The sequence below is a fragment of the Oceanobacillus sp. CF4.6 genome (assembly GCF_051262635.1).
Lineage (GTDB): Bacteria > Bacillota > Bacilli > Bacillales > Amphibacillaceae > Oceanobacillus.
Genome location: NZ_JBIMEX010000002.1, coordinates 543,099 through 566,901 on the forward strand (window position 1 = coordinate 543,099; position 23,803 = coordinate 566,901).

Genomic DNA, 23,803 nt, shown 5'->3' on the forward strand with positions numbered 1-23,803 from the left:
TGAATTTGGCAGCTGGGAGTACTTGATTAATGATGATAAGATATTTTGTTCGGATTCCTGCTTTGATATATTTGGTTTAGATTACTCGGATAATGTCAATGTGCATAAACCTTTTGAATTTGTTCACCCAGATGATTTTGAAATGGTTCTTCATAAAGTTGACGAAGGGAAAAATTTCAAGAGTGAATACCGCATCTTTCATGGAAAAATAATAAGCCGTATAAGTTTGTTGGGGTTATTAAAGATGATACCGTTCAAAAAAGACTAGAAAATGACCTCAAAAGTAACAACGAAAACTATCGGTATACTTTTGATAACTTATCAGCTGGGATTTGGATGAAGGATTATACTACAGGACAAGTCAACTATGCTTCTAAGGCAGTTGAAGATATACTCCATACTTCAAAAAAAGAGTTATATAACGATGCTTCAATTTGGGAAAATATGATTGACCCTAAGCATCGTACGGACGTTTTTGTAAAGCAACATCTACTGAAAAAAGGAGAATCCATTAAACATAAATATCAAATCAATGCCGGAGATGGCACTACAAAATGGGTCTATGATCAAACGATTCCCCGTTTTAATGAGCATGGAGACATTGAAAGCCTCTTTGGGATGCTTGTGGATATCACACCGGAAATAGAGATGCACCAAAGACTGGACTATTTAAGTATGCATGATCCGCTTACAAAACTGCCGAACCAACAAAGCATTTATGAAAAAATAGATCGACTCTGTGAAAATAACGAGCCATTTGCGTTACTGTACCTTGATATTGATCGGTTTAATATCATTAATGATTCTCTCGGATACCAAGTTGGCGATGAAGCATTGAAAATGATCGCGGATCGATTTGTTTTAATGACGCCAGAAGAAGGATACATCGGTCGGTTAAGTAGTAATGATTTTGTAATTATCGTAAAAAACGATTCAAGCAAAGCTTCTGTAAACACATTGGCTAAAAAATTAATACAAAGAATGGAAGAACCGATTACGGCAATCGATTATGAATTGCATATTACAACAAGCATCGGGATCAGCTTTTTTCCCGACGATGCAGATAATAAACTAACCTTACTCGAACATGCCCATTCCGCTCTTTATCACGCAAAAAAACATGGTAAAAATAAATATCAAATCTATTCTATTTCCAAAGACATCTCTTCCTATAAAAAATATATACTGGATAGGGACATGCGGGAAGCAATCGTTAACGAAGAATTTGAGATCTACTATCAGCCACAAGTAGATCCACAAGATGGTCTCATTCTGGGTGCAGAGGCATTAATTCGATGGAATCATAAAGATTGGGGATTAGTCTCACCAGGCGAATTCATCTCATTGGCTGAAGAAAATCATTTGATTCATTTCATTGGTGATTGGGTCATTCAGAACGTCTTTGCCCAACTGAAGCAGTGGAAGGATAAAGGGATAACACTACGTCCGATTTCGATTAATGTCTCCCCTATTCGCTTTATGAAAAAGGGCTTGGTAGAGTTAGTTAGCGAGCAATTGGCTCTTCATCAAATTCCAGCAAAGTATATCGAATTTGAGATTACCGAAGGCTCTTTGTTGAAAGACGAGAAGCGTGTCCTGTCGACATTAAAAGGTTTACGAGATTTGGGAGTGAAAATTGCCATCGATGATTTCGGAACTGGTTATTCATCCATGGAATATTTGCGAAAATTTAAACCCGACACCATAAAAATTGATCAGATTTTCATAAAAAATTTAACAAATGAAGACAAAATAGACCGTGGCATTATATCTTCCATTCTGCATTTAGCTAAATCAATAGACGCAAACATTGTTGCAGAAGGTGTGGAAGAGTACGAACAATATGAGTTCTTACAACAACAGGAATGCAATAGTATCCAAGGCTATTTATTTTCAAAGCCTGTTCAACTGGAAAAGTATGAGCAAATGATACAAATCGGATATTTAAAGCCGACAAAAACGAAGATGAAGCCTGTCTTACAGGAAGAACGTAGAGATTTCTTTCGGTTCGTTTTTCCATATCATGTACGAGGTGAAATGACCATTACAGAAGTCGCCAATCGAAAAGTCGAACTCGGCTCCACAAAAATTTTAATCGAAGACGTCAGCTTGGGTGGCTTGAAAATGGTATCTTCGTTAAAGCTGCCAATCAACGAAGATATGAAATTTATGTTTGAATTTAAACTGATAAATGAATTATTTGATTTAAACGGCATATTAAAATGGAAAAACGAGGAAAAGGCTGATATGTACTCCTATGGCGTTTCTTTTGATTTAAACCAACATGATGAAGATCGCTTAGCACCTCTAATCAACCTGATGAGTACATTAAGAAATGCAAATCAGGAAATACCAGATACCGAATTTATATATGAAGACGCACATCTATTTTTCTTAAAAAACTGAGGAAGCATGGGGACGGTTCTCCTGCTTCCTTTTTTTTCGACAATAATTGACAAATTCCGGGGAGTGACAGGCACCGGATGGGTCTGTGCGGGTGGGGAGTCCATTCGCATTCTCGGATATCACATTGGAAATCGCGGAATAAGCCATGCGATTCGCCGATAAATTGGGGAATCCGCGGAAATCATTCCCGGAAATCCTTTTAAATAGCGCTTACCTACACGCGATTGGAAGCAAAAGAACCGTCCCCGTGCTTCCACATGTGCTTCCAATTACAAATGAAATTTTCGTGCGATTTTTTGTTTGATTCGTTCCGGCATACCGAATTTGACGTAGATCATGATTAGAGCTACTGGTAATAGTTGAAAGGCAGTGACGATTAACCAATTTAATAGATCCGTTTCATGTTGATATCGATTAATGAAAAAGTTTATCCACATAGAAAGGATGGCAACGGCGATAAAGAAAAATCCGATAACATTAAATCCTCTTACAGATAGGGCTCTAATTAAACTCCAGTAGCTTACACCTATGGCGGAGGTCCCAACAACGATTGGTAATGCTAACGGGATAAACCAATCAAGACTCCCACTGAAAATGTCCAATCCAAATAACAGTACTAATGAAATCAAACTGATCCCAATAATTACTTTATAGTAGTTTTGAACATAACCGAATGAGAAGTATAAAATTCCCAAGCCAGCCAGAATACTAATATTGATATATCTTGACCAGGTAAAATCCTGATTTAACTCATAGTCTATATAGAACATGAGGCTAACTGCGACAAATACCAGTAAAGTTACAAAGACAAAAATCCGGTTTAGCACCCTTCTCAGATGTGCAGGGTATGGGTTGGCAGCTTTAGGAAACTTTCTTTCTACCGCTACATCGGCTTCATTCACTTTTGGGATATGAAAGTTGCATAATGGGCAAGATCGATTATCTCTTTCTACTTTAATGCCACATTTTGGACAATAGGCCATTGTTTTTACTCCTCATCGTTTGTTTCTATAGTCACGTCAATCCCGAGATTACGAATTCTTCGAAAAAACTCCCGTTCCAGCATTCGGTCTTTCGTTAAATTTCCAAAAGAGATGTAAACATGCTGATTGTAGCTTATCATCAAAGCTTTTACTTTATTCCCTATACTAGGAGGTGGATAACATTCAACCCTTTCGATATAGTCTTTTATTTCGCTTGGCATCTGGACAATTCCCAAGTTGGACAATCCACTGGTATATTGGCCTTCACCAAAAAAGGAATAAATAGATGGAGCCACGATATCCTTGATTGGCGATGGCATTAATCTTAAGGCTAAAGATTTCTCACTGATTACACTGCGCTTAATATACTGCTTTAACTTTTTAGGGGTAAGTAACCGGCTAAACTCAATCTTTAACTCCGCTAAAATTTCTTCAAAATCGTATACACCAAGCCTTGCATCAATGGAAGGAGTGATACTTACAAAAAAGTTCCGCATCGTCTTGCTTTCAAAAAAGGACCGCATATTAACGGGGACATTGATAACGATTGGCTTTTTACGTCCCCCTGTTTCCTCTTGTATTTTTAACAGACTCTCAATATAAATAGCAGTCAGCAATATCGTGATGGAAACATCGTACGCTTTTGCCTTTTTCTTTAACGAGTCTACATTCAAAATTCCTGTCATGATATGGTATTGCCCTTTTTTGTCCAGTTGGATTGGGAGCTTAAATGATTTCCCAACTCGGGATTTTGGAGCGGGAATATCTTTTTCGTAATACTTTCGAAACGCATTTTCCGTTTCCGATTGCAACTGTACTTCGCTTATTTTCTCACTTTTTAACGGTACAGACTCCTTCAAATGAAGATATTGTGTGAGAAGCTCTTGTAAAAAAATAAGCGCACCCGTTCCATCCGTAATACTGTGAGACACTTCAAAGGCAATTCGCTTATTAAAATATAACACCCTATATGGAAAAGACCCTCGTCTTTTAATAGATAAACTCATACATGGATAATACATTTCTTTCTCCACCATCGGGGTTTGATTCGTCCCCTCAAAATAATACCAAAAGAAACCTTGCTTTAATTGCACCTTATAAAAAGGGTATCGCTCCAACGACGCATCCAAAGCTGCTTGTAAAAGTTCAGGATCAATTGACTTTGTCAGTGTGGCGGACACTCTAAACAAAGTTGTTGCCCTGGAAGATATGATGGATGAATATAGTTTTCCTGCATTATCAAGTCGGTACCACAAATCGTCATCCTTCATCAATTTTAGCCCCTTTGCAAATAAGGATTAACCTCTATTAGTCATCAAGTAATTGTATCATACAGGAAAACCCCACGCACTGGGAAGCGTGGAAGAAGCGTGGGGACGGTTCTCCTGCTTCCTATTCGACAATATGTGACAAAATTCGGGGAGTGACAGGCACCTAAGGGGGTTCGTGGATGGCGTTGCTGTTAGTTGGAATTACGCCGAGGTTATCGCTCAACTTCTCAGGGAGTGGTGTTTAGAGCAATTATATAGAGCCAAAAAAACTACTTCCACACCAAAAAGGAAGCAAGAGAACCGTCCCCATGCTTCCATCATTCAACATACTCTCTCAATCCATATGCGACTCCATTCGCGTTATTTTCCTTCGTGACATATGTGGCTTGCTCTTTCACTACTTGTTCCGCATTTTCCATTGCTATACTGATCTTCGCAACGTCAAACATGGAAAGGTCATTTAAATTATCGCCAATGGCAACTGTATTTTCCAGAGGGACATCAAAGTGTTTCGCAATAAACCGAAGTGCATTCCCTTTGCTAGATTCGCGGTTTCCGATTTCCAGCTTTTGCAGGCCGGAGGTAGTGAGCGATATATCATTTCTTTCCTGTAATTTATCCCGAAGCTCCAAGAGTTTCCCGCGATCAAAAGATAGTACAAATACTTTATAAACTTCTAACGGCTCATAATCTATATCCCGATAGTTAGGAACTAAAGTGAGTCCGTTCTGCTCGTATTGAATTTCAACAATTCTTTTAGCCGCTTCCAAGTCCAAATCGGCATTCTGTTTATGCAAACGCTGAATTTCCTTATTTAAAAGTTCCCTTCCACTTTCTTCAATATAAACGCCCTTATTTGTATAGAGCTCATAATAGACTTCATCTTCATCAATAACATCCATTAATTCTCCGATAACTTCCACTTCTAAGTATAAGTTCTGAAGTATTTCATCACTATGAAATACAACTGCTCCATTCCCAGTTATGATAGGACATTGAATCCCTGCATCTCTCATAATCTGTTTCGTATCATGCAGTGAACGGCCCGAGGAAATCACAATTATATCTCCCCTGCTTTGCACCTCACGTATTGCTGCTCTATTTTCTTTGCTTATCGAACCATCTTCAGACAGCAATGTACCATCCAAGTCTATAGCAATTAGTTTCATTATTAGTCCCTCCCAGGCGGTGTAACAATGGATTATTTTTCATGTTCCAGTAAAAGTAAAAAATTTAACAAAAGACCTCCTCACGTTAAGGAGATCTTTCATTAAAAATGTAAATTACTCATTTGAGGAAGCAAGAGAACCGTCCCCATGCTTCCTATTTTATTTCTTTGTTTACTCGGTGCATGACGGAAGTTTTTAATTTTTCCAATGCTTTTTCACTAGCATCAAGTGTATCTTCTTTCACGCCGAAGTAAAATTTAATTTTTGGCTCTGTACCGGATGGTCTAAGGCAGAACCATGATCCACCTTCTAATCTATATTTCAGCACATTGGATTTTGGTAAAAGAATGTCCTCTTCCAAATCACCTGCTACACGTTTACTCGTTTGATAATCTTCCACTGCTACAACAGCATTTTCAGCCATTTTCACTGGAGGGTTATTACGAAATGCAGTTAATATCGCATTGATTTGCTCAACACCGTCTTTTCCTTTTAATGTTAGTGACTCAAGGCCTTCTTTATAGTAGCCATATTGTTTAAAGATATCCAACAGCCCTTCATACACTGTCATGTTCTTTGATTTGTAATATGCTCCAACTTCAGCGATCAGCACACATGCTTGTACCGCATCTTTATCACGTACAAAATCGCCAATCAAGTAGCCGTAGCTTTCTTCATATCCAAATAGGAAGCTTCTCTCACCGGTTTGCTCATATTCCTTGATTTTCTCACCTATAAATTTAAATCCGGTTAAAGTATCGATCGTATCCAGGCCGTGTGCCGCTGCAATATCGCGTCCGATTTCTGATGTTACAATTGTTTTTAGGACCGTAGCATTTGACGCAAGCTCACCCTGCTTTTGTTTTTCGGTAATCAAATAATGTAGCAAAAGTGCACCAACCTGATTGCCAGTTAGCACTTCATAATTGCCTTGGCTGTTTCGAACAGCTACACCTACGCGATCGGCATCCGGATCGGTTCCAATCAACATATCTGCATCATATTTTTCGCCATACTGGATGGCCAACGCAAATGCTGCATGTTCTTCCGGGTTCGGTGATGTGACCGTGGGAAAATTTGAATCCGGCAGTTCTTGTTCTTTTACTACATGGACATGCTTGAATCCGATTGCTTCCAAACCTTTTCTCACTGGAATATTCCCGGTTCCATGCAATGGCGTAAACACGATTTTGAAATCATCCGCGACATGCTTGATCACATCCGGGTTGACATTGATAGTTTGAATCTGCTTCATGTAAGCTTGATCTACCGTATCGCCAATTATGTTGATAAGGCCTGCTGCTTTCAGCTTTTCTTCATCGCCAACAGCAACGGTTAATTCATCGTCCACTTCATTAACTTTTGCAATCACTTCATCTGCCACTAATGGTGGAAGCTGTGCCCCGTCATCCCCATACACTTTAAACCCGTTGTATTCCGGGGGATTGTGGCTTGCAGTAATAACGATTCCACTGTATGCATGCAAGTACCTTACTGCAAAAGATAATTTTGGTGTCGAACGCAGTGATTCAAATACATATGTCTGAATACCATGACTTGAAAGCGTTCTCGCTGCTTCCATCGCAAATTCAGGCGATTTGAAACGCGAATCATATGCAATTGCAACTCCACGCATTTTTGCATCCTCACCATTTTCTTCTATGTAACGCGCTAATCCTTCTGAAGCTTTTCGGATGGTATAGATGTTCATCCGGTTTGTTCCCGGACCAAGTTCCCCGCGGATTCCACCAGTACCAAATTCCAAAGTTTTGTAAAAGCTATCTTCGAGTTGCGTTGGATCTTTCTCCAATTCAGCCAATTTCCCCTTAAGTTCTTCCTCTAATTTCTCAAAACGATTCCATTTACTAAAGTTTGTTTGCCATTCCATCAATACATGCCCCCATCCATTCATCAATATGGCCATTATACTATAAAAAAGGAAGCACGGGGACGGTTCTTTTGCTTCCATAAATGTAAAAATGGAAGCAGGAGAACCGTCCCCGTGCTTCCGTTTGTTTTATTTTTTTGAGTTGTGTGTTGTTTCTTTTACTTCTTCAGCTGCCGTTTCGGCTGTTAGAGTATTCGTGGAATTTTTAAATTCTCGTAAGGTATCTCCTGCAGCTTTTCCAATCTCTGGGAGTTTTTTTGGCCCAAAAATAATTAACGCGATAATTAAAATTAGAATTAATCCTGGTATACCAATCGATGACAACATGTAGCACATCCCCTCCTTCGTTAAACTTTCTTTTCAACCTTAACATGTCCCATTAATAGAAAATGCGAATAATAACAGAATTTACATTATTTTCACTACAACTACATATCTAGTTAATAAAGTATTGATAGTCTATGTGTATAGTTGATTTGTCTTCCATAGACTTTTCAATTTAGGATTGACAAAACTATCCAAAGGTGGGGAATTCCATGAACGAGAAATCGAATATGGACAGGCGTAAGTTTTTGAAGGTCGGCGGAATGAGTACGGCAACAATTGCACTAGGAGCAACAGGTATCCTTTCCCTCGGTGGAAATAACGCATTAGCAGCTTCAGCAAAATCAGCGAATTCAAAAGGTGTACTTAGTGGCTATGGGCCTTTGATAGATGATACAGGCGGAGTCTTCAAGCTTCCAAAAGGATTTCAGTACCGGATTATCTCTGAAGAAGGCGGTAAACTTTCGGATGGCCGTCCAATTCCATCCATGTTCGATGGCATGGCCGCATTTAACGGACCTAAAAATTCAACACTTCTCGTACGTAATCACGAATTGACCACTGACACTAGCAACCCTGTAATTGGTAAAAATCCATATGATAAAGATAATACTGGTGGGACCACGGCACTTATCGTAGACGCAAACCGTAAAGTGCAACAAGAATACGTAACCTCTGCAGGTACCATTCGTAACTGTGCAGGAGGTGCCACCCCATGGGGGACTTGGTTAACCTGTGAAGAGACACTTGAGGAAGGACATGGCTATGTATTCGAAGTCGATCCTCTTGAACCGGAAAGTAACTTGTCAAAAACGCCAATCCGGGAAATGGGGGCTTTTTCCCATGAAGCTGTTGATGTTGACCCTGCAACGGGAATCGTCTATTTGACAGAAGATGCTGGTCCAAGTTATTTTTATCGTTATATACCGGTAGACCGCAGTCAAAAGATTGGTTCCTTACAAAAAGGTGGCCAACTACAGGCTGCTGCCTTTGAGGAATTGAGTTCGGACGAGGCGAGCAATTTTTACTCTGGGCAAAAATTCGGAATCGTTTGGAAAGATGTGAACCCCGAAAAGCCTACTCTAGAAGCAAGGCAACAAGGTTGTATCCAGTTCTCACGTTTGGAAGGCTGCCATTTTGTAGGCGGTGTATACTGGTTTTCCGATACGTCTGGTGGCAGTGAAAATCTAGGAACAGTTTATCGTTATATCCCTGCCACAAATACGTTAGAACTCTTTTATGAATCAACAAAATCAAATGATCTGGAATCACCGGACAACATTACCATCACTCCATGGGGAGATTTATGGATTGCCGAAGATGGCAATGGGACGGACCGCATTATAGGAATCACACCAGAAGGAGAAACATACGTCTTTGCCGAAAATATGTTGAATAACTCTGAATTGGCCGGACCTACCTTCTCCCCTGATGGCAAAACATTTTTCATAAATATTCAATCGCCAGGCTTGACCCTTGCAATCTGGGGACCCTTTGCAATCCGAAATTCCGGAAATCAGCGTAGAATGGGTCATGCAGCACCACCGAAAAACTATGAACCTAAAATCCCGGAAAATCTTGTAGCATTTGCTGAAGTTCAAGGAATGTCAAATCTTGAAGCCGCTGCTTTCCAGCGCCATGGCATGCCTATCATTTAAAGAGAATCATTGAAAAGAGCTCTCAATTGAGCTCTTTTTTTGTTTGTCGAGGAAGCACGGGGACGGTTCTTTTGCTTCCATAAATGTAAAACGGAAGCAGGAGAACCGTCCCCGTGCTTCTAGTTGCTAAAATTCGTGTCCGGCGATTGATGTTGCTATGCTATCTTCTACTTCTTGTATATTCCCACTTGAGCCGAGGTAGTTATTGATCATGATGGAAAAAACCAAGTCCTCACCATCGGCTGTTGTTACATAGCCGGAAAGTGTGGATACTCCAGTTAGTGAGCCTGTTTTTGCTGTGACATTGCCTTTAGCCGGTTCGGAGGTCATGCGATTACGCAATGTCCCGCCAACGAAACGTTCTTGCTCTCCTGCAATTGGCAAAGCATGTTGGAATACTGGAAACCAGCTCTTTTCCTGTGCTGCGTAAAGCAGCTGTGCAAGGTCATTTGCTGGAATCATATTTTTATGCGACATTCCCGATCCGTCGCGAAGCAGGATCGTATCCGGGTTTACACCTAGCTCTGTTACGACTTCTTCCATCACTTCAATGCCTTTATCCCAGCTTCCTTCGTTATGGACAACTTTTCCCATTTCTTTCGTTAAGACTTCCCCATGGCCATTGTTGCTTAATTTCATAAATGGAATCAGTAATTCCTTCAGTGGCATAGACTCCTTGGAGGTAAGTAGGTTTGCATCGACCGGAGTTGCTTCGAATCTCTCCTCTGATTTTCCAATGAATGTAATCCCTTGTTCCTCTAAGGCTTTCCGAAATACATCCGTTGCATATCCCGTCGGTTCCCATACGGAGACCCATGAGCGTGAATTAGAGCCTTCTACTGGCATCGTTCCCTCTATTATAATTTTATTCGATCCATGTTCCCTTTCAATGGAAATATCCTTCAACTCACCTGCGGGTACCATTTCGGTGTTATTTTCAATTGTGACATAGTCGGTTTCCGGACTCACTGTCACCTCTGCTTTTCCACCGACTTCCTCTTTTGTGCTGACCTGGATAATAACTGTTCCAGCGTCATAATCGTCATTTGGTGATAGGGTTAATGCAGAAATCTGTGCACCTGTATAAAAGGGCTCATCTGACCAATTTAGATCTTCGGAGAGACGAACATCATCATACCAGGTGTCATCTCCCACGAGATCACCTTTAATTTTGCTGATCCCTTGGTCCTTCAAATCTGTTGCAAATTGATCAAGATCTGTTTTCAATAATGTCGGATCACCTTTACCTTTTATGTACAAATTCCCATGTAGTATATTTCCTTTTTGCGCACCATCCGTTAACACCTCCGTGCTGAATCGATAATCTGCACCAAGTGTATCCAAAGCCGCTGCTGATGTAAGTAATTTCATGTTGGATGCCGGGTGTAGGCGAATATCTCCGTCCTGTGAAAAAAGCAATTGACCAGTATCAGCATGCTTCACGCTTATGCCAGTTACCGTTCCATCCAACATTTCATTCTCTAGAATGACAGCCAATTTTTCCTCCAAAGTAGCATTTTCAGTGAATTCTGCTTCTGTAATTTCTTCGGACGCATTTACAAATAGTGCTTCTTCCTGTTCTATAAAGGAGAACCCTGCAAATACTGCAATTACAACCAATAATGCTCCTTGTTTCATCCGCCACTTCAACTTCATGAACATATCACACCTTTCAAATTTTGAATATTTACATTATACAGTAAAACAGGATGGGAATAGCAAACGGAAGCACGGGGACGGTTCTGGTGCTTCCTTCCCAGGTAAGGCTAGGAGCAAGTTATCTTCTGGACATGAGGTATGATGCTCTCTTCTCTGCGGACGCTCCCAACAACCAGTCCATATTCACCGCCTCCCATTCATTTCATACGATAAGTAGTAAGCAATAGGCACCATTATTCCCTTATTTCGCTGATTCAATTAACAAATTCTCCATTTAAGTTTATAAACTTGATAAATAGGTAATACAGTATAATACATCACGATAAAAAGGAGAGAGATAATCATGGGATTTATTTGGAGTTTAATTATTGGTGGTATTCTAGGTTGGATTGCTAGTCTAATCGTTGGAAAAGATATACCAGGTGGAATTATTGGTAATATTATTGCAGGTTTTATTGGTGCTTGGCTTGGTTCCGCAATCTTAGGAAGTTGGGGACCTGAAATTGGAGACTTCTTCATTATTCCAGCATTAATTGGTGCAATTGTTCTTATTTTCATCGTAAGTCTAATTATGAAAGCTATGCGAAAAAACGCTTAATAAATAAAGCACGGGGACGGTTCTACACTTCCGAATAATTGTAAAATGGAAGCAAGAGAACCGTCCCTTTGCTTCTTCCAATCCCTTAAAAAATGGAAGCAGGAGAACCGTCCCCATGCTTCCATTTAAATCGACAGAATCATCATTAAATACTAGTTATTCAGCATATTCCTAAGCATATGACCGACATAAGTCCCAACACCCTACTTTATGCGGTTATATCCGTTTATTTCGTATAATATTAAATTTTCTAAAAAGTCACATCTTTGGTAACATTATAGTTGTCACTATATTGTAACAAGTGAATGTTTATACGAGGGGGATATTAAATGAAAAAAAGAAATTGGAAAACACAGGTTACTGTAATTATTTCTATCATGTTTATTCTTGTGTTGGCTGCATGTGGGTCGGAGGAAGAGACAGATAACACCGAAGACACTGGAGGTACAGAAAGCTCAGAGAGTACCGAGAGCACTGAAGCATCAGCAGGGGCAGAACTAGAAGATACATACACGGTAGTAAGTGATACTTCATTTGTTCCATTTGAATTTATGGAAGACGGTGAGTATACAGGATTTGATATTGATTTGATTCATGCGATTGCAGAAGAAGCAGGATTTGAAATCGAATTGGAAACAACGAATTTTGATGGAATTATTCCAGGATTGCAAACTGGGCAATTCGATATCGCTATTGCTGGAATCAGTATTACAGAAGATCGAAAAAAGGCAATCGATTACAGTGATCCTTACTATGAATCTGGTTTGGCTATCGGAGTTGCAAGTGATAATGAAGATATTAATGGAATAGAAGATCTCGAAGGAAAAACAGTTGCCACTCGATTAGGTTCAACAAGTGCATCTTATATTGAAGAAAATATTGAGAGTGCTGAGGCAAATCAATACGAGCAATTAGACCAAGCTTATCTTTCTGTAGAAAATGGCAGCTCGGATGCGATTCTCTATGATGCACCGAACGTTAACTACTATATTCAAACTCAAGGTGAAGGTAGTATGAAGGTAGTTGGAGATTTGTATCAGGCTGAGGATTATGGTATCGCGATTACGAAAGGTGAAGAAGATCTTGTCACTGCTATTAATGAGGCATTAGCTAGTTTAAGAGAAAATGGCACCTATGATGAAATCTATGCCAAATGGTTTGGAGAACCAACTGAATAAGTTTTTTCCAGGTAAAATTTATACACAACGAGAGTTAATCTTCTAAGAAAATGAAAAAGCTAAGGATTATCATTTTGTTTTGTGATAATCCTTAGCTTCATTATGTGAGGTGGAACAATGGAAGGAAGATTTGATTGGGTAGGAGTTATTGAATTCTTACCACAGTTAGGGACTGGACTTTATTATACCCTGTTAATTTCGATAATTGGACTGATAATTGGGTTTGTTTTAGGTGGTATTTTTGGATTTGGGCGAATTGCCAAAAATAAAATTATATATGGAATTGCTTCCTTATACGTAGAAGTTATTCGAGGAACTCCTGTATTGGTTCAGGCGATTTGGATATTTTTCGCTCTCCCTTTAATTACGAATTATAATATGGAATCCGTGACAGCAGGTATCCTCGTCATCGCATTGAATTCAGGTGCTTACATTGCAGAAATTGTCCGTGGGTCCGTTCAGTCTATTGAAAAAGGGCAAATGGAAGCCGGACGTTCACTCGGGTTAAGTCATAGTCAAGCGATGCGTTACATTGTATGGCCACAAGCTTTTAAGCGGATGATTCCACCACTTGGAAATCAGTTTATTATCAGTATAAAAGATACGTCGTTATTATCTGTTATTCTCGTTCCGGAACTGATGTTTCAAGGTAGATTGGTTGCGTCAAACTATTTTAATGCGGTAGAAATTTATACAATGGTTGCCGTTTTCTATCTGGCTATTACACTGTCGTTATCCTTTGTCTTGCGCATTGTTGAAAGAAGGTTGGATATAAAATGATTAGAGTAAAAGATTTACATAAAAGGTTTGGAAACAATGAAGTGCTGAAAGGAATCGATTGCCATATCGAGCCACAGGAAGTTGTTTGTGTCATTGGTCCGAGTGGTTCGGGGAAAAGTACTTTTCTCCGTTGTCTAAATATGCTGGAGTCCATTACAAGTGGAGATGTCGTTATTGATGGTTATAATTTAAGTGATTCAAAAACAGATATTAATATGGTACGAACAGAAATCGGGATGGTATTTCAGCAGTTTAATCTATTTCCACATAAAAATGTAATTGAAAATATTATGCTCGCTCCACAGAAAGTTCGTAAACTTTCCGAAAAGGAGTCTAGGGCACGCGGATTAAAGTTACTAGAAAAAGTTGGCTTATCGGATAAAGCAGAACAATTCCCTTCCCAACTATCTGGGGGGCAACAGCAACGTGTGGCCATTGCCAGAGCACTTGCGATGGAGCCAAAAATGATGCTGTTTGACGAACCAACTTCCGCTTTAGATCCCGAACTCGTCGGTGAAGTGCTCGAAGTAATGAAGCAACTCGCACTCGAAGGAATGACAATGGTCGTCGTCACACATGAAATGGGATTTGCAAAAGAAGTTGGCGACAGAGTCCTGTTCATGGACGATGGTGCCATTGTTGAACAAGGCGACCCAGAGCAAATTTTTACAAACCCCCAGTCAGAACGAACCAAAGAATTCTTAAACAAGATTTTATAGGAAGCATGGGGACGGTTCTCCTGCTTCCATTTTTTTGTGCAAAAAGAAGAAGCAAGAGAACCGTCCCCGTGCTTCCTCTTGCGTTTCCATTAATAGGTAAGGAGATGAATAGATGAATCCGATTATAGATATGCAGAATGTTTCATGGAAAAGACAGGACAAGACCATTCTATCTAATGTGGACTGGAAAGTGTTCAGTGGGGAGCACTGGGCCGTCCTTGGATTAAATGGGTCCGGAAAAACTTCATTACTTAATATGGTCAATGGTTATATATGGCCAACACGAGGAAAAATCAGCGTCCTTGGCCATCCATTTGGAAAAACCGATATTAGGGAATTAAGGAAATCGATCGGTTGGGTCAGTTCCTCGCTCCAGGAGAAAATAGTGGATACAGAATATACGGAGGCTATTGTTGTTAGTGGAAAATATGCATCAATCGGATTGTATGAAAATCCAACGAATAAAGACTTTCAAAAAGCAATACATCTAATGGAAGATCTCGGTTGCAGCCACTTAGAAGGTCGTACGTATCAAACATGTTCGCAAGGTGAAAAACAGAAGCTTCTTATTGCACGAGGATTAATGGCCTCTCCGGACCTGTTAATCCTCGACGAACCTACCAATGGACTTGATTTCATCTCTCGTGAAGCGTTAATGGTGACCATAACCAGGCTCGCAACTCAAGAAAATGCACCTACAATTATATTCGTAACCCATCATATTGAAGAAATCATACCTGTTTTTACAAATACACTTCTATTGCACCAGGGAGAAGTCTTTGATAAAGGGGCGAGACAGGAAGTGCTGACTAACGAACGCTTATCACACTTCTTTAACAGAAACGTCCAAGTAGAATGGCATCATCAACGCCCATGGATGACCCTCCGCGACTAGGTGGAAGCATGGGGACGGTTCTTCTGCTTCCCCTTCTTTACACAGCAAAAAATGGAAGCAAGAGAACCGTCCCCGTGCTTCCACTTTTCCTTTCATGCTTTAAATATGATGTTAGCTGATATTCCTAGTATTCTTGCTGCTTGGCGTTGTGTTAGTCCTTTGATTTGTTTTACGTTCTGTAATGTTTCCTTTCGTTTTAACCTCGGTAAACTTTTCACTTGTGCTATCTCGAATTCGCCCAACAGTTCTTTAATTAGCCGGCTCGCCTCTTCGTCTGTTAATCTTCTTCTCTCTGCAAATCGATGATCCAGAGATTCGTCATTACTTTCTCGTTCGTTAAATTCTCGAAAACTCCCCCTCGCAATCGATAAATCAGTCGAAAACTTGCTTAATACAAAATTACGATCCACCAAGTTTCTTGTATCGGAAGAATTACCATAGTACTCCAAGCAGCTACTCCACTTCCACCCATCTGCCCGATGAACCATTCCAGCTTTCACCGGATTTTGGTGGATATACCTTACGACTCTTAATAGGGACCTGTCCGTCTCCACAATTTCACTTCTGAACCGATCCTGAAAAAGATGGCCGATTGTCTTATACTTTAAATTATAGTATGAGACAAAGCTCACTCCTATTCGCTTCATCGTAATCGAAATGTCCTCATTACCTTCTTTTAATAAAAGATGCACATGATTTCCCATCAAACACCACGCATAAATACGCATATCAGATTTTATTTTGTATCGCTCAACAATATCCAGGAACTTAAAACAATCTCCATCATCATGGAAAATTTCCTGTTTATTAGCACCTCTCAACATAACGTGGTATATCCCACTAATACTTCTTTTCCGAGCCCCACGCGGCATCTCAAATCCCCCCTCTAGGAGGAAGCACAGGGACGGTTCTTTTGCTTCCTCCATGCTCAAAAAAATACTAAATAGATTCATTTGGACAAAAAAATCAGCATAATTGCTATAGTCGTGTTTGAAATTGAAGTAAATGAAGGAATCAGAGTGTTCTTGCAATGTGTGTTTACGAAGAGAAACTTGATGAATGATCTTTACGGAGATTTCACAGATGGATGGTGAAAAAATGTGGAGTAAGCAGCTTAAATCCCTAAAACTTCCTCTGTTATAACAGAAGAAACCTGGCTCTTTTGCACTATTAAGTAATGACACTGGATGCTACATCTATCATATAATAATTTTTAAAATTTTTCACCTATTTTTCTATTAGGAAGCACGGGGACGGTTCTTCTGCTTCCTCTCCTTTACACAACAAAAAGCGGAAGCAAGAGAACCGTCCCCATGCTTCACCCATGCTTCCTCCGTGGTTCTTTCAGATTTTTATGTCCATATTTCGCGATGATAGCGGATATGAGCGGTTCTAAGCGGATGTGGGGTATATATCTCTTTATGACAACGCTTACTATCACTATTTCGGCTTTATCCACCCGACTTGCATAAAAACCCTTGAACTATAAATTGAGAGTGTTACGCTAATAACTGGTTCTAAAATAAGAAAACAGAAATAGGAGCGTATTCATTTGATTAATAAACGAATAGCATTTTTAGGTGCAGGAAATATGGCAGAAGCAATTATTTCAGGTTTTGTACAATCAGGAAAAATGAAACCTCAGCAAATTACCGTTACAAACCGAAGCAATCAAGAGCGTTTGAACGAATTAAAAGGCAGATACAATATTCAAGCAGTAACAAAAGATCAATTGGACTATTCAACAATAGATATTTTTATTTTGGCAATGAAGCCAAAAGATATAGATAGCGTATTGGAAGATTTACGCGATAAAATTACCGCTGATCAATTACTCGTTTCTGTGTTGGCTGGTATTTCCACTTCCTATATGGAAGCAAACTTAAACGATAGTCAACAAGTAATCCGCGTCATGCCGAATACTTCTAGCATGATTCAGGAATCAGCAACTGCTGTCTCCCCTGGTAAGCATGTAGCAATGGATCAAGTACTACTGGCTAAAGAACTGATGAAATGCATCGGGGAAGCTTATATTATCGATGAAGATATGATGGATATGTACACTGGTATCGCTGGCAGTGGCCCGGCTTATTTTTACAACTTGATGGAACATATCGAAGAAGTTGGCCATCAGGCTGGATTTGAACGTGAATTGGTACGAGAAATCGGAGCACAAACACTTTATGGTGCTGCAAAAATGATTCTTGAACAAGAAGAAACACCGGCAGAGCTTAGGAAAAATATTACGTCTCCAAACGGCACAACAGCAGCTGGCCTGGATGCGTTGAATAAACATGGTGGTGGAATGGCCATTATAGAAGCTGTGAAAAGTGCAGCGGCTCGCTCAAAAGAATTAAGCAAAGAACCAGAGAAAAAGTTAGCTCTACAGAAATAAATGCAGAAAACAATCATAAAATTGGAGTGATGACATGACGCCTGATACAGACAGGAAACGCATTGTAATCAAAATTGGAAGTAGTTCATTAACAAGTATGAACGGAGAATTAAGCCGCAGAAAGTTGGAAAAAATCGTCGAGGAAGTTGTTCGCTTAAAGGACGATGGTCACGACGTATTGCTAGTTTCCTCAGGAGCGGTTGCAGCTGGTTATCGTAAGCTTGGCTGTCTAACCCGCCCGGAATCCCTATCTGAAAAACAAGCTGCTGCATCCATTGGGCAAGGTCTACTGATCGAGACGTATTCTGATCTCTTTATCTCCCACGGATATGTAGCTTCTCAAATATTAATTACCCGTAGTGATTTTTCTGAGGAAAATCGCTATGATAATGCTCGAAATACAATCAATGTCCTATTAGATCGAGGGATTGTTCCAATTGTAAACGAAAATGACACCATTACAATGGATTTCTTAAGATTTGGCGATAACGATACACTATCAGCAAAAGTAGCTGGATTGATTGATGCAGATCAATTAATCATTCTATCTGATATTGATGGACTATATGATAGTGATCCACGTAAAAATGAAGATGCAAAACTTCTCTTTGAAGTAAATGAAATCACGCCTGAAATCGAAGCATCGGCTGGGGGTTCCGGTAGTGCTGTTGGGACAGGTGGAATGAAATCAAAAATCGAAGCTGTTAAAATTACAATGGCATCCGGAATTTCATCTTTCCTAGGAAAATCGAGTACAGGCGGAATCATTTATGATGCTGTCTATAAAAATGCGGTTGGCACCTATTTTGAACCGCAAGAGAACATTCAAAATCTGAATCAGAAGAAGCAGTGGATTGCGTTTAACTCTGGACCTGAAGGCGAAGTAACCATTAACCATTCAGCAACAGAAGCAATCATCGAAAACCAAACAAGCTTGGAACCATCAGCTGTACACAGTGTTCACGGTCGTTTCAAAAAAGGCGCAGTTGTGAAGATTTTTGATGTAAATGGAGACGAAATTGGCCTTGGAGTAGTGAATTACTCATCCAAAGCATTAGATCAGTTAATTAATCAGACAGATATTGATTTGGAAGAATATAAGAAAGCAGCAATTGAAAGTGAACAACTCGTTTGTCTACTTGATACGGTCGTTCCTGCAGGTGTATAAAGGGTAACTCTATGCATGAAGGATCTTACTGCCCGTTAAGGCGGGATAAAAATTTCACGGGAGGAATTTGATGACAGTCATTAACAAAGTGAACGTTGAAGAACAAGCTATTTTGGCTAAAAAAGCAGCGAAGACTTTATCTTTACTTTCAACAGAAGAAAAAAATGAAGCACTGCTTACATTGGCTGATGTGCTGGATGCTGATTATGAAACAATTTTAACAGCCAATAAAGAGGATTTGGAAAATGGCCGCAAAAAAGGCTACGATGACGCATATATGGATCGATTGACACTTACAAAAGAACGAGTGGAAGAGTTTGCCGGGGGATTGCGCGATGTCGCGAAACTTGAAGATCCAACTGGTATTGTGGACTCCGATTGGACATTGGATAACGGATTGAATGTTCAAAAGATAACCGTCCCGCTTGGAGTAATCGGTATGATTTATGAAGCACGCCCAAATGTGACAGTCGATGCGAGCGGACTAGCTTTAAAATCTGGAAACGCAATTGTATTAAAAGGTGGTTCCTCTGCCATTAATTCAAACAAAAAAATCGTCGACGTAATCCACCGTGGTTTGGAACAGACAAAAATACCAAAAGAAGCGGTGCAATTTATCGCCAGTACCGACCGGGAAGCAACACAACAGTTGTTCACGATGAAAAAGCATATCGATGTGCTTATTCCCCGCGGTGGCGGTTCATTAATACAAGCAGTCGTTAACAATGCTACTGTTCCTGTTTTGGAAACCGGTGTAGGAAACTGTCACATTTACATTGATGTAGAAGCAGATGTGACTAAAGCTTTAGCAATTCTCGTTAATGCCAAAACAGATCGTCCCGCTGTTTGTAACGCCGCTGAAACAGCAATCATTCATAAAGATTGGTTGGATAAAAATAAGGATGCATTAATACAAACACTGAAAGAAAATAACATTGCCGTTCATGGTGATGAATTGGCTGTAAAAGTGATTCAAGACGCTGTTCCTGCAGGAGAAGATGACTGGGCCAATGAATATTTGAGCACAGATATCGCTATCAAGACAGTGAACAATGTAGAAGAAGCGATTGATCACATTGATGCCTATGGAACAAAGCATTCAGAAGCAATTATTACAGAAAATAAGGGAACTGCTGACACATTCATGAAACTTGTTGATGCAGCTGCATTGTACCATAATGCTTCAACCCGTTTTACCGATGGAAGCGCACTTGGCTTCGGAGCTGAAATTGGAATTTCCACACAAAAGCTACACGCACGTGGCCCAATGGGACTACCAGCACTAACCACCATCAAATACATGATGAACGGCAACGGCCAAACAAGATAAAAAGCAAAGGAAGCATGGGGACGGTTCTCCTGCTTCCTTTTTTCTGTCGTTGGAAGCAAGAGAACCGTCCCCGTGCTTCTCCCATGCTTCCACTTGCTTCAGTTTGAACAGTTGGTTAATATTAGGAGTAAGATAATTGAAAAGGAGCGTCTTAAATACTTATGAAATATATTGGATATATTGGAACTTATACAAAAAAGGATAGCAAAGGTATTTATTCTTTTGAGCTTGATACAGAGAAAGCGACGGTAACAAATGTAACTATTGCGGCGAACATTGGAAGCCCAACATATTTGAAAATAACGGACGATAAACAATTTCTTTATTCCGTCGCAAAGGAAGAAGAAAGCGGTGGTATCGTCTCCTATTCCATTGACGTAACTAATGGACAACTCACCCTTTTAAATAAACAAATGACACCTGGTGCAAACCCTTGCCATGTCAATACAGATATGAGGCATCGCTACTTGTTCAGTACCAACTACCATAAAGGAACAGTCGATTCCTATTTAATTGAGCCAGAAAAAGGAACAGTTAGTCCTACTGTTTCAACGATCCAACATACTGGAAGTGGCCCAGATCATAGACAGGAAAAAGCACATGTCCATTACTCAGGTATGACTCCAGATGGAAAGTATTTAGTTGCTGTAGACTTGGGCAGCGATTTATTGGTTACGTACAGTGTGAGCGAACAAGGTGAATTAAATGAAGTAACTCATTTAGCTGTCCCGGCCGGAAGTGGTCCAAGGCATTTAACTTTTCATCCACAACTTAAAAATATCGCTTACCTTGTAACTGAATTTAGCTCCAGTGTCATCGTGTTAAAGTATAATTCGGAAAATGGCAGCTTTTCAATCCTACAAACGGTGAAAGCCATTCCTGAGGACTTTACCGAAAACAATCAAGGCAGCGCCATTCACGTATCATCAGACGGGAAATTCGTATATTCTGGAAATCGTGGACATAATAGTATTGCCGTATTCAAAACAGATGAACAGACCGGAAAACTCAGTTTCGTGGAAAATACTTCATCAGAGGGAAACTGGCCGAGAGATTTTGTTTTAGATCCAACAGAAAAATTCCTTATCGTAGCAAATCAGGAATCCAACAATCTCGTCCTGTTTTCAAGAGATGAAGAGACAGGTAAGTTAACATTGGTACAGAAAGATATATCTGCTCCAGAACCTATTTGTCTTAAATTCCTTTAAGACGTGGTTTAATGCAAGTGAAAAGGAAGTTAACCACCTACTATAGATGGTTAACTTCCTTTTATTTTATTTTTTTTACTAACCTAGCCTTGGAAAGGAAGCACGGGGACGGTTCTTCTGCTTCCTCATAAGCAGAAATGGAAGCAAGAGAACCGTCCCCATGCTTCCTAATCACTTTCCACGTAACGGTAAAAAACAAATCGAAGTGAGACGAGGCCAACCGCAACAAATACACCGATCGTATCAGCAGCGATATCGTATACATCCGCACCCCGGCTAAAGAAAATCTGCAGGACTTCAGTAAAAACAGCAAAGGTAACAGCGATTACAATAACAAGTCCTTTATCTCTAGAAATTTCCAGCAAGAGGCTAGTTAATACAAAGAACAATATAAAATGCCCTGCCATCTCAAATAAGCTCACATTTGATGGTGAATAAAGCCGCAAAAAATTACCCCAATCCGGTGTGAGCGTAAAGGAGAAACTTATATCAAAGGTTTCAAGCAGTGCACGAACATCACTTGTGCACGTACAAATAAAGATGAACCCAATCCATAAAACAAGTAAAAAAATCATAGCCCGCCGACTCCCGTTTTTTACCATTATGGGCAAAATTAAGAGATACAATACGGTAGGCGGAAGCACGGGGACGGTTCTTCTGCTTCCTTTTTATACGAAAAAAGGGAAGCATGAGGACTAGCCCCATACTTCCCTGTTCCTGTAAATGGAAGCAAGAGAACCGTCCCCGTGCTTCCTTAGACTGCAGTGCTTTCTGTTACTGCTTCTTTGTCGTTAAATTTTTTCGTATTTAATTTACCTAAGATCTTAGATGTTAGTGTTCCAGAGACCATGGAGCCATTTACGTTGAGCGCGGTGCGACCCATATCGATCATTGCTTCAACAGAGATGAGTAAACCTGCTAATCCGATTGGAAGACCCATGGATGAAAGTACAATGATCGCCGCAAATGTTGCCCCGCCACCAACACCAGCTACACCGAATGAGCTAATCGCAGTAATCAGCACTAACTGAATAATAAATTCGGGTGATAATGAATTAATTCCAACTGTTGGTGCAATCATGACCGCAAGCATTGCTGGATAAATTCCTGCACAGCCATTTTGGCCCATTGTTGCGCCAAATGAAGCGGATATATTTGCCGTACCATCATCGACACCAAGTGCTTCTTTTTGGGCTTGAATGTTTAATGGAATTGTTCCTGCACTCGAACGGGAAGTAAATGCAAATCCTAATACCGGAATAACTTTTTTCAAGTAAGTCATTGGATTTAAACCAAATACGCCTACGAGAACGAGATGAATAATGAACATAACGATTAATGCTACATAGGATGCAAGGACAAATTTTCCTAGTTCAATAATTCCGGAAAAATTCGTACTCGCTACCATTTTAGCCATCAGTGCTAATACACCAAAAGGAGTGAGACGTAAAATTAATGTTACGATTCGCATGACGATTGCGTAAAAGGAGTTAACGATTTTAAGGAACATTTCCGCCTGTTCCGGGTCTTTCCTTCGAACCCCAAGAACCGCTATCCCAACAATAATGGAGAAAATAACAACAGCAATAACAGATGTGGAACGTTCACCTGTCATATCTAAAAAGATATTGCTAGGAATAAAGTTTAATATTCGCTGTGGAGTCGTTTGACCGTCCATCGTAGCATAACTTTCTTCCAGGGAAGCTGCACGATCACTTTCTGCCTGGCCCGCTTCGATTTGTTCTGCATTTAAATCAAATAATAATGCGGAACCGATCCCGACTAATGCTGCTACCAGTGTGGTAGAAATAAGAATACCGATAACCCAGCCAGCCATCTTTCCAAGCTCTTTCGTTTTTTCCAGATTAATAATCGCTCGAATAATCGATACCATCACAAGTGGTACAACGATTACCATGAGAAAACGAACATACCCATTACCAACGATACTATACCAATCCAATGTCCCCACTAGAACATCAGAACCTACTCCGTAAATCGCTTGTAAAATTGCACCTAGTACAATCCCCAGACCCATACCAGTAAAAACACGTTTTGAAAAGGAAACATGCTTTTTTTGCATATAAATTAATAAACCAATGATTGCAACTAATACAACAATGTTGACCAGTATAAATAAACCTTCCATGCTTCTACTAACCTCCCAATTTTCT

21 protein-coding genes are annotated in these 23,803 nt (G+C 40.0%); 12 read left to right on the forward strand and 9 right to left on the reverse strand.

Annotated elements, in window-relative coordinates; all coding sequences use genetic code 11:
- Positions 1–22: 22 nt before the first annotated feature.
- Both ACHABU_RS06300 and ACHABU_RS06305 read left to right on the forward strand, forming a co-directional pair.
- Positions 23–268 carry a PAS domain-containing protein gene (locus tag ACHABU_RS06300; protein ID WP_435763449.1) on the forward strand — a complete coding sequence of 82 codons (246 nt, stop codon included), beginning with the start codon at positions 23–25 and terminating at the stop codon, positions 266–268.
- Positions 238–2,406 (forward strand): EAL domain-containing protein, encoded by a 2,169-nt coding sequence (locus tag ACHABU_RS06305; RefSeq protein WP_435763698.1) that lies wholly within the window; start codon positions 238–240, stop codon positions 2,404–2,406. The genes ACHABU_RS06300 and ACHABU_RS06305 overlap by 31 nt, the downstream gene beginning before the upstream one ends.
- A gap of 269 nt (positions 2,407–2,675) precedes the next feature.
- Here the strand turns inward: ACHABU_RS06305 and ACHABU_RS06310 are convergent, their stop codons facing one another.
- From ACHABU_RS06310 to tatA, 5 genes are all read right to left on the reverse strand, one after another.
- The gene (locus ACHABU_RS06310) at positions 2,676–3,389 is read right to left on the reverse strand and encodes a DUF6320 domain-containing protein (protein WP_435763451.1); all 714 of its coding nucleotides are present in this window, start codon (positions 3,387–3,389) and stop codon (positions 2,676–2,678) included.
- Positions 3,390–3,394: 5 nt separating this feature from the next.
- Complete coding sequence (locus ACHABU_RS06315) at positions 3,395–4,660, reverse strand: alcohol acetyltransferase (RefSeq protein ID WP_435763453.1); 1,266 nt, start codon at positions 4,658–4,660, stop codon at positions 3,395–3,397.
- A 317-nt stretch (positions 4,661–4,977) separates the two neighbouring features.
- Positions 4,978–5,829 carry an HAD family hydrolase gene (locus tag ACHABU_RS06320; RefSeq protein ID WP_435763455.1) on the reverse strand — a complete coding sequence of 284 codons (852 nt, stop codon included), beginning with the start codon at positions 5,827–5,829 and terminating at the stop codon, positions 4,978–4,980.
- A 154-nt stretch (positions 5,830–5,983) separates the two neighbouring features.
- Positions 5,984–7,717 carry a phospho-sugar mutase gene (locus ACHABU_RS06325; RefSeq protein WP_435763457.1) on the reverse strand — a complete coding sequence of 578 codons (1,734 nt, stop codon included), beginning with the start codon at positions 7,715–7,717 and terminating at the stop codon, positions 5,984–5,986.
- 129 nt (positions 7,718–7,846) lie between these two features.
- Positions 7,847–8,044 (reverse strand): twin-arginine translocase TatA/TatE family subunit, encoded by a 198-nt coding sequence (gene tatA / locus ACHABU_RS06330; RefSeq protein ID WP_435763459.1) that lies wholly within the window; start codon positions 8,042–8,044, stop codon positions 7,847–7,849.
- A gap of 209 nt (positions 8,045–8,253) precedes the next feature.
- Between tatA and ACHABU_RS06335 the strand changes: the two genes are divergently transcribed.
- Positions 8,254–9,699: an alkaline phosphatase PhoX gene (locus tag ACHABU_RS06335; RefSeq protein ID WP_435763461.1), complete on the forward strand. Its 1,446-nt coding sequence runs from the start codon at positions 8,254–8,256 to the stop codon at positions 9,697–9,699.
- Positions 9,700–9,825: 126 nt separating this feature from the next.
- Here ACHABU_RS06335 and dacB read toward each other — a convergent pair whose 3' ends face one another.
- Entirely contained in the window at positions 9,826–11,355 is a 1,530-nt protein-coding gene (gene dacB, locus ACHABU_RS06340) for a D-alanyl-D-alanine carboxypeptidase/D-alanyl-D-alanine endopeptidase (RefSeq protein ID WP_435763463.1), read from the reverse strand.
- A gap of 346 nt (positions 11,356–11,701) precedes the next feature.
- On the opposite strand from dacB, the gene ACHABU_RS06345 reads away from it, so the two are divergent.
- From ACHABU_RS06345 to ACHABU_RS06365, 5 genes are all read left to right on the forward strand, one after another.
- Positions 11,702–11,956: a GlsB/YeaQ/YmgE family stress response membrane protein gene (locus ACHABU_RS06345; protein WP_435763465.1), complete on the forward strand. Its 255-nt coding sequence runs from the start codon at positions 11,702–11,704 to the stop codon at positions 11,954–11,956.
- A gap of 329 nt (positions 11,957–12,285) precedes the next feature.
- Positions 12,286–13,134, forward strand: coding sequence for a glutamine ABC transporter substrate-binding protein (locus ACHABU_RS06350; protein ID WP_435763467.1), 849 nt, complete (start codon positions 12,286–12,288; stop codon positions 13,132–13,134).
- A 117-nt stretch (positions 13,135–13,251) separates the two neighbouring features.
- A complete protein-coding gene (locus tag ACHABU_RS06355; RefSeq protein WP_435763469.1) occupies positions 13,252–13,914 on the forward strand; it encodes an amino acid ABC transporter permease in 663 nt (220 codons plus the stop codon).
- Positions 13,911–14,633 (forward strand): amino acid ABC transporter ATP-binding protein, encoded by a 723-nt coding sequence (locus ACHABU_RS06360; protein ID WP_435763471.1) that lies wholly within the window; start codon positions 13,911–13,913, stop codon positions 14,631–14,633. Before ACHABU_RS06355 ends, ACHABU_RS06360 begins: the two co-directional genes overlap by 4 nt.
- A 112-nt stretch (positions 14,634–14,745) precedes the next feature.
- Positions 14,746–15,528, forward strand: coding sequence for an ABC transporter ATP-binding protein (locus ACHABU_RS06365; RefSeq protein WP_435763473.1), 783 nt, complete (start codon positions 14,746–14,748; stop codon positions 15,526–15,528).
- A 92-nt stretch (positions 15,529–15,620) separates the two neighbouring features.
- Here ACHABU_RS06365 and ACHABU_RS06370 read toward each other — a convergent pair whose 3' ends face one another.
- Positions 15,621–16,400 carry a transposase gene (locus ACHABU_RS06370; protein WP_435763475.1) on the reverse strand — a complete coding sequence of 260 codons (780 nt, stop codon included), beginning with the start codon at positions 16,398–16,400 and terminating at the stop codon, positions 15,621–15,623.
- Between the two features lie 680 nt (positions 16,401–17,080).
- On the opposite strand from ACHABU_RS06370, the gene proC reads away from it, so the two are divergent.
- From proC to ACHABU_RS06390, 4 genes are all read left to right on the forward strand, one after another.
- Positions 17,081–17,923, forward strand: coding sequence for a pyrroline-5-carboxylate reductase (gene proC / locus ACHABU_RS06375; RefSeq protein ID WP_435763477.1), 843 nt, complete (start codon positions 17,081–17,083; stop codon positions 17,921–17,923).
- 34 nt (positions 17,924–17,957) lie between these two features.
- A complete protein-coding gene (gene proB / locus ACHABU_RS06380) occupies positions 17,958–19,091 on the forward strand; it encodes a glutamate 5-kinase (RefSeq protein WP_435763479.1) in 1,134 nt (377 codons plus the stop codon).
- Positions 19,092–19,161: 70 nt separating this feature from the next.
- Positions 19,162–20,421 (forward strand): glutamate-5-semialdehyde dehydrogenase, encoded by a 1,260-nt coding sequence (locus ACHABU_RS06385; protein ID WP_435763481.1) that lies wholly within the window; start codon positions 19,162–19,164, stop codon positions 20,419–20,421.
- 161 nt (positions 20,422–20,582) lie between these two features.
- Positions 20,583–21,629 (forward strand): lactonase family protein, encoded by a 1,047-nt coding sequence (locus ACHABU_RS06390; protein WP_435763483.1) that lies wholly within the window; start codon positions 20,583–20,585, stop codon positions 21,627–21,629.
- Positions 21,630–21,796: 167 nt separating this feature from the next.
- On the opposite strand, the gene ACHABU_RS06395 is transcribed toward ACHABU_RS06390, so the two are convergent.
- Both ACHABU_RS06395 and ACHABU_RS06400 read right to left on the reverse strand, forming a co-directional pair.
- Positions 21,797–22,204 (reverse strand): VanZ family protein, encoded by a 408-nt coding sequence (locus ACHABU_RS06395; RefSeq protein WP_435763485.1) that lies wholly within the window; start codon positions 22,202–22,204, stop codon positions 21,797–21,799.
- Between the two features lie 179 nt (positions 22,205–22,383).
- Complete coding sequence (locus ACHABU_RS06400; RefSeq protein ID WP_435763487.1) at positions 22,384–23,778, reverse strand: L-cystine transporter; 1,395 nt, start codon at positions 23,776–23,778, stop codon at positions 22,384–22,386.
- Positions 23,779–23,803: the final 25 nt, after the last annotated feature.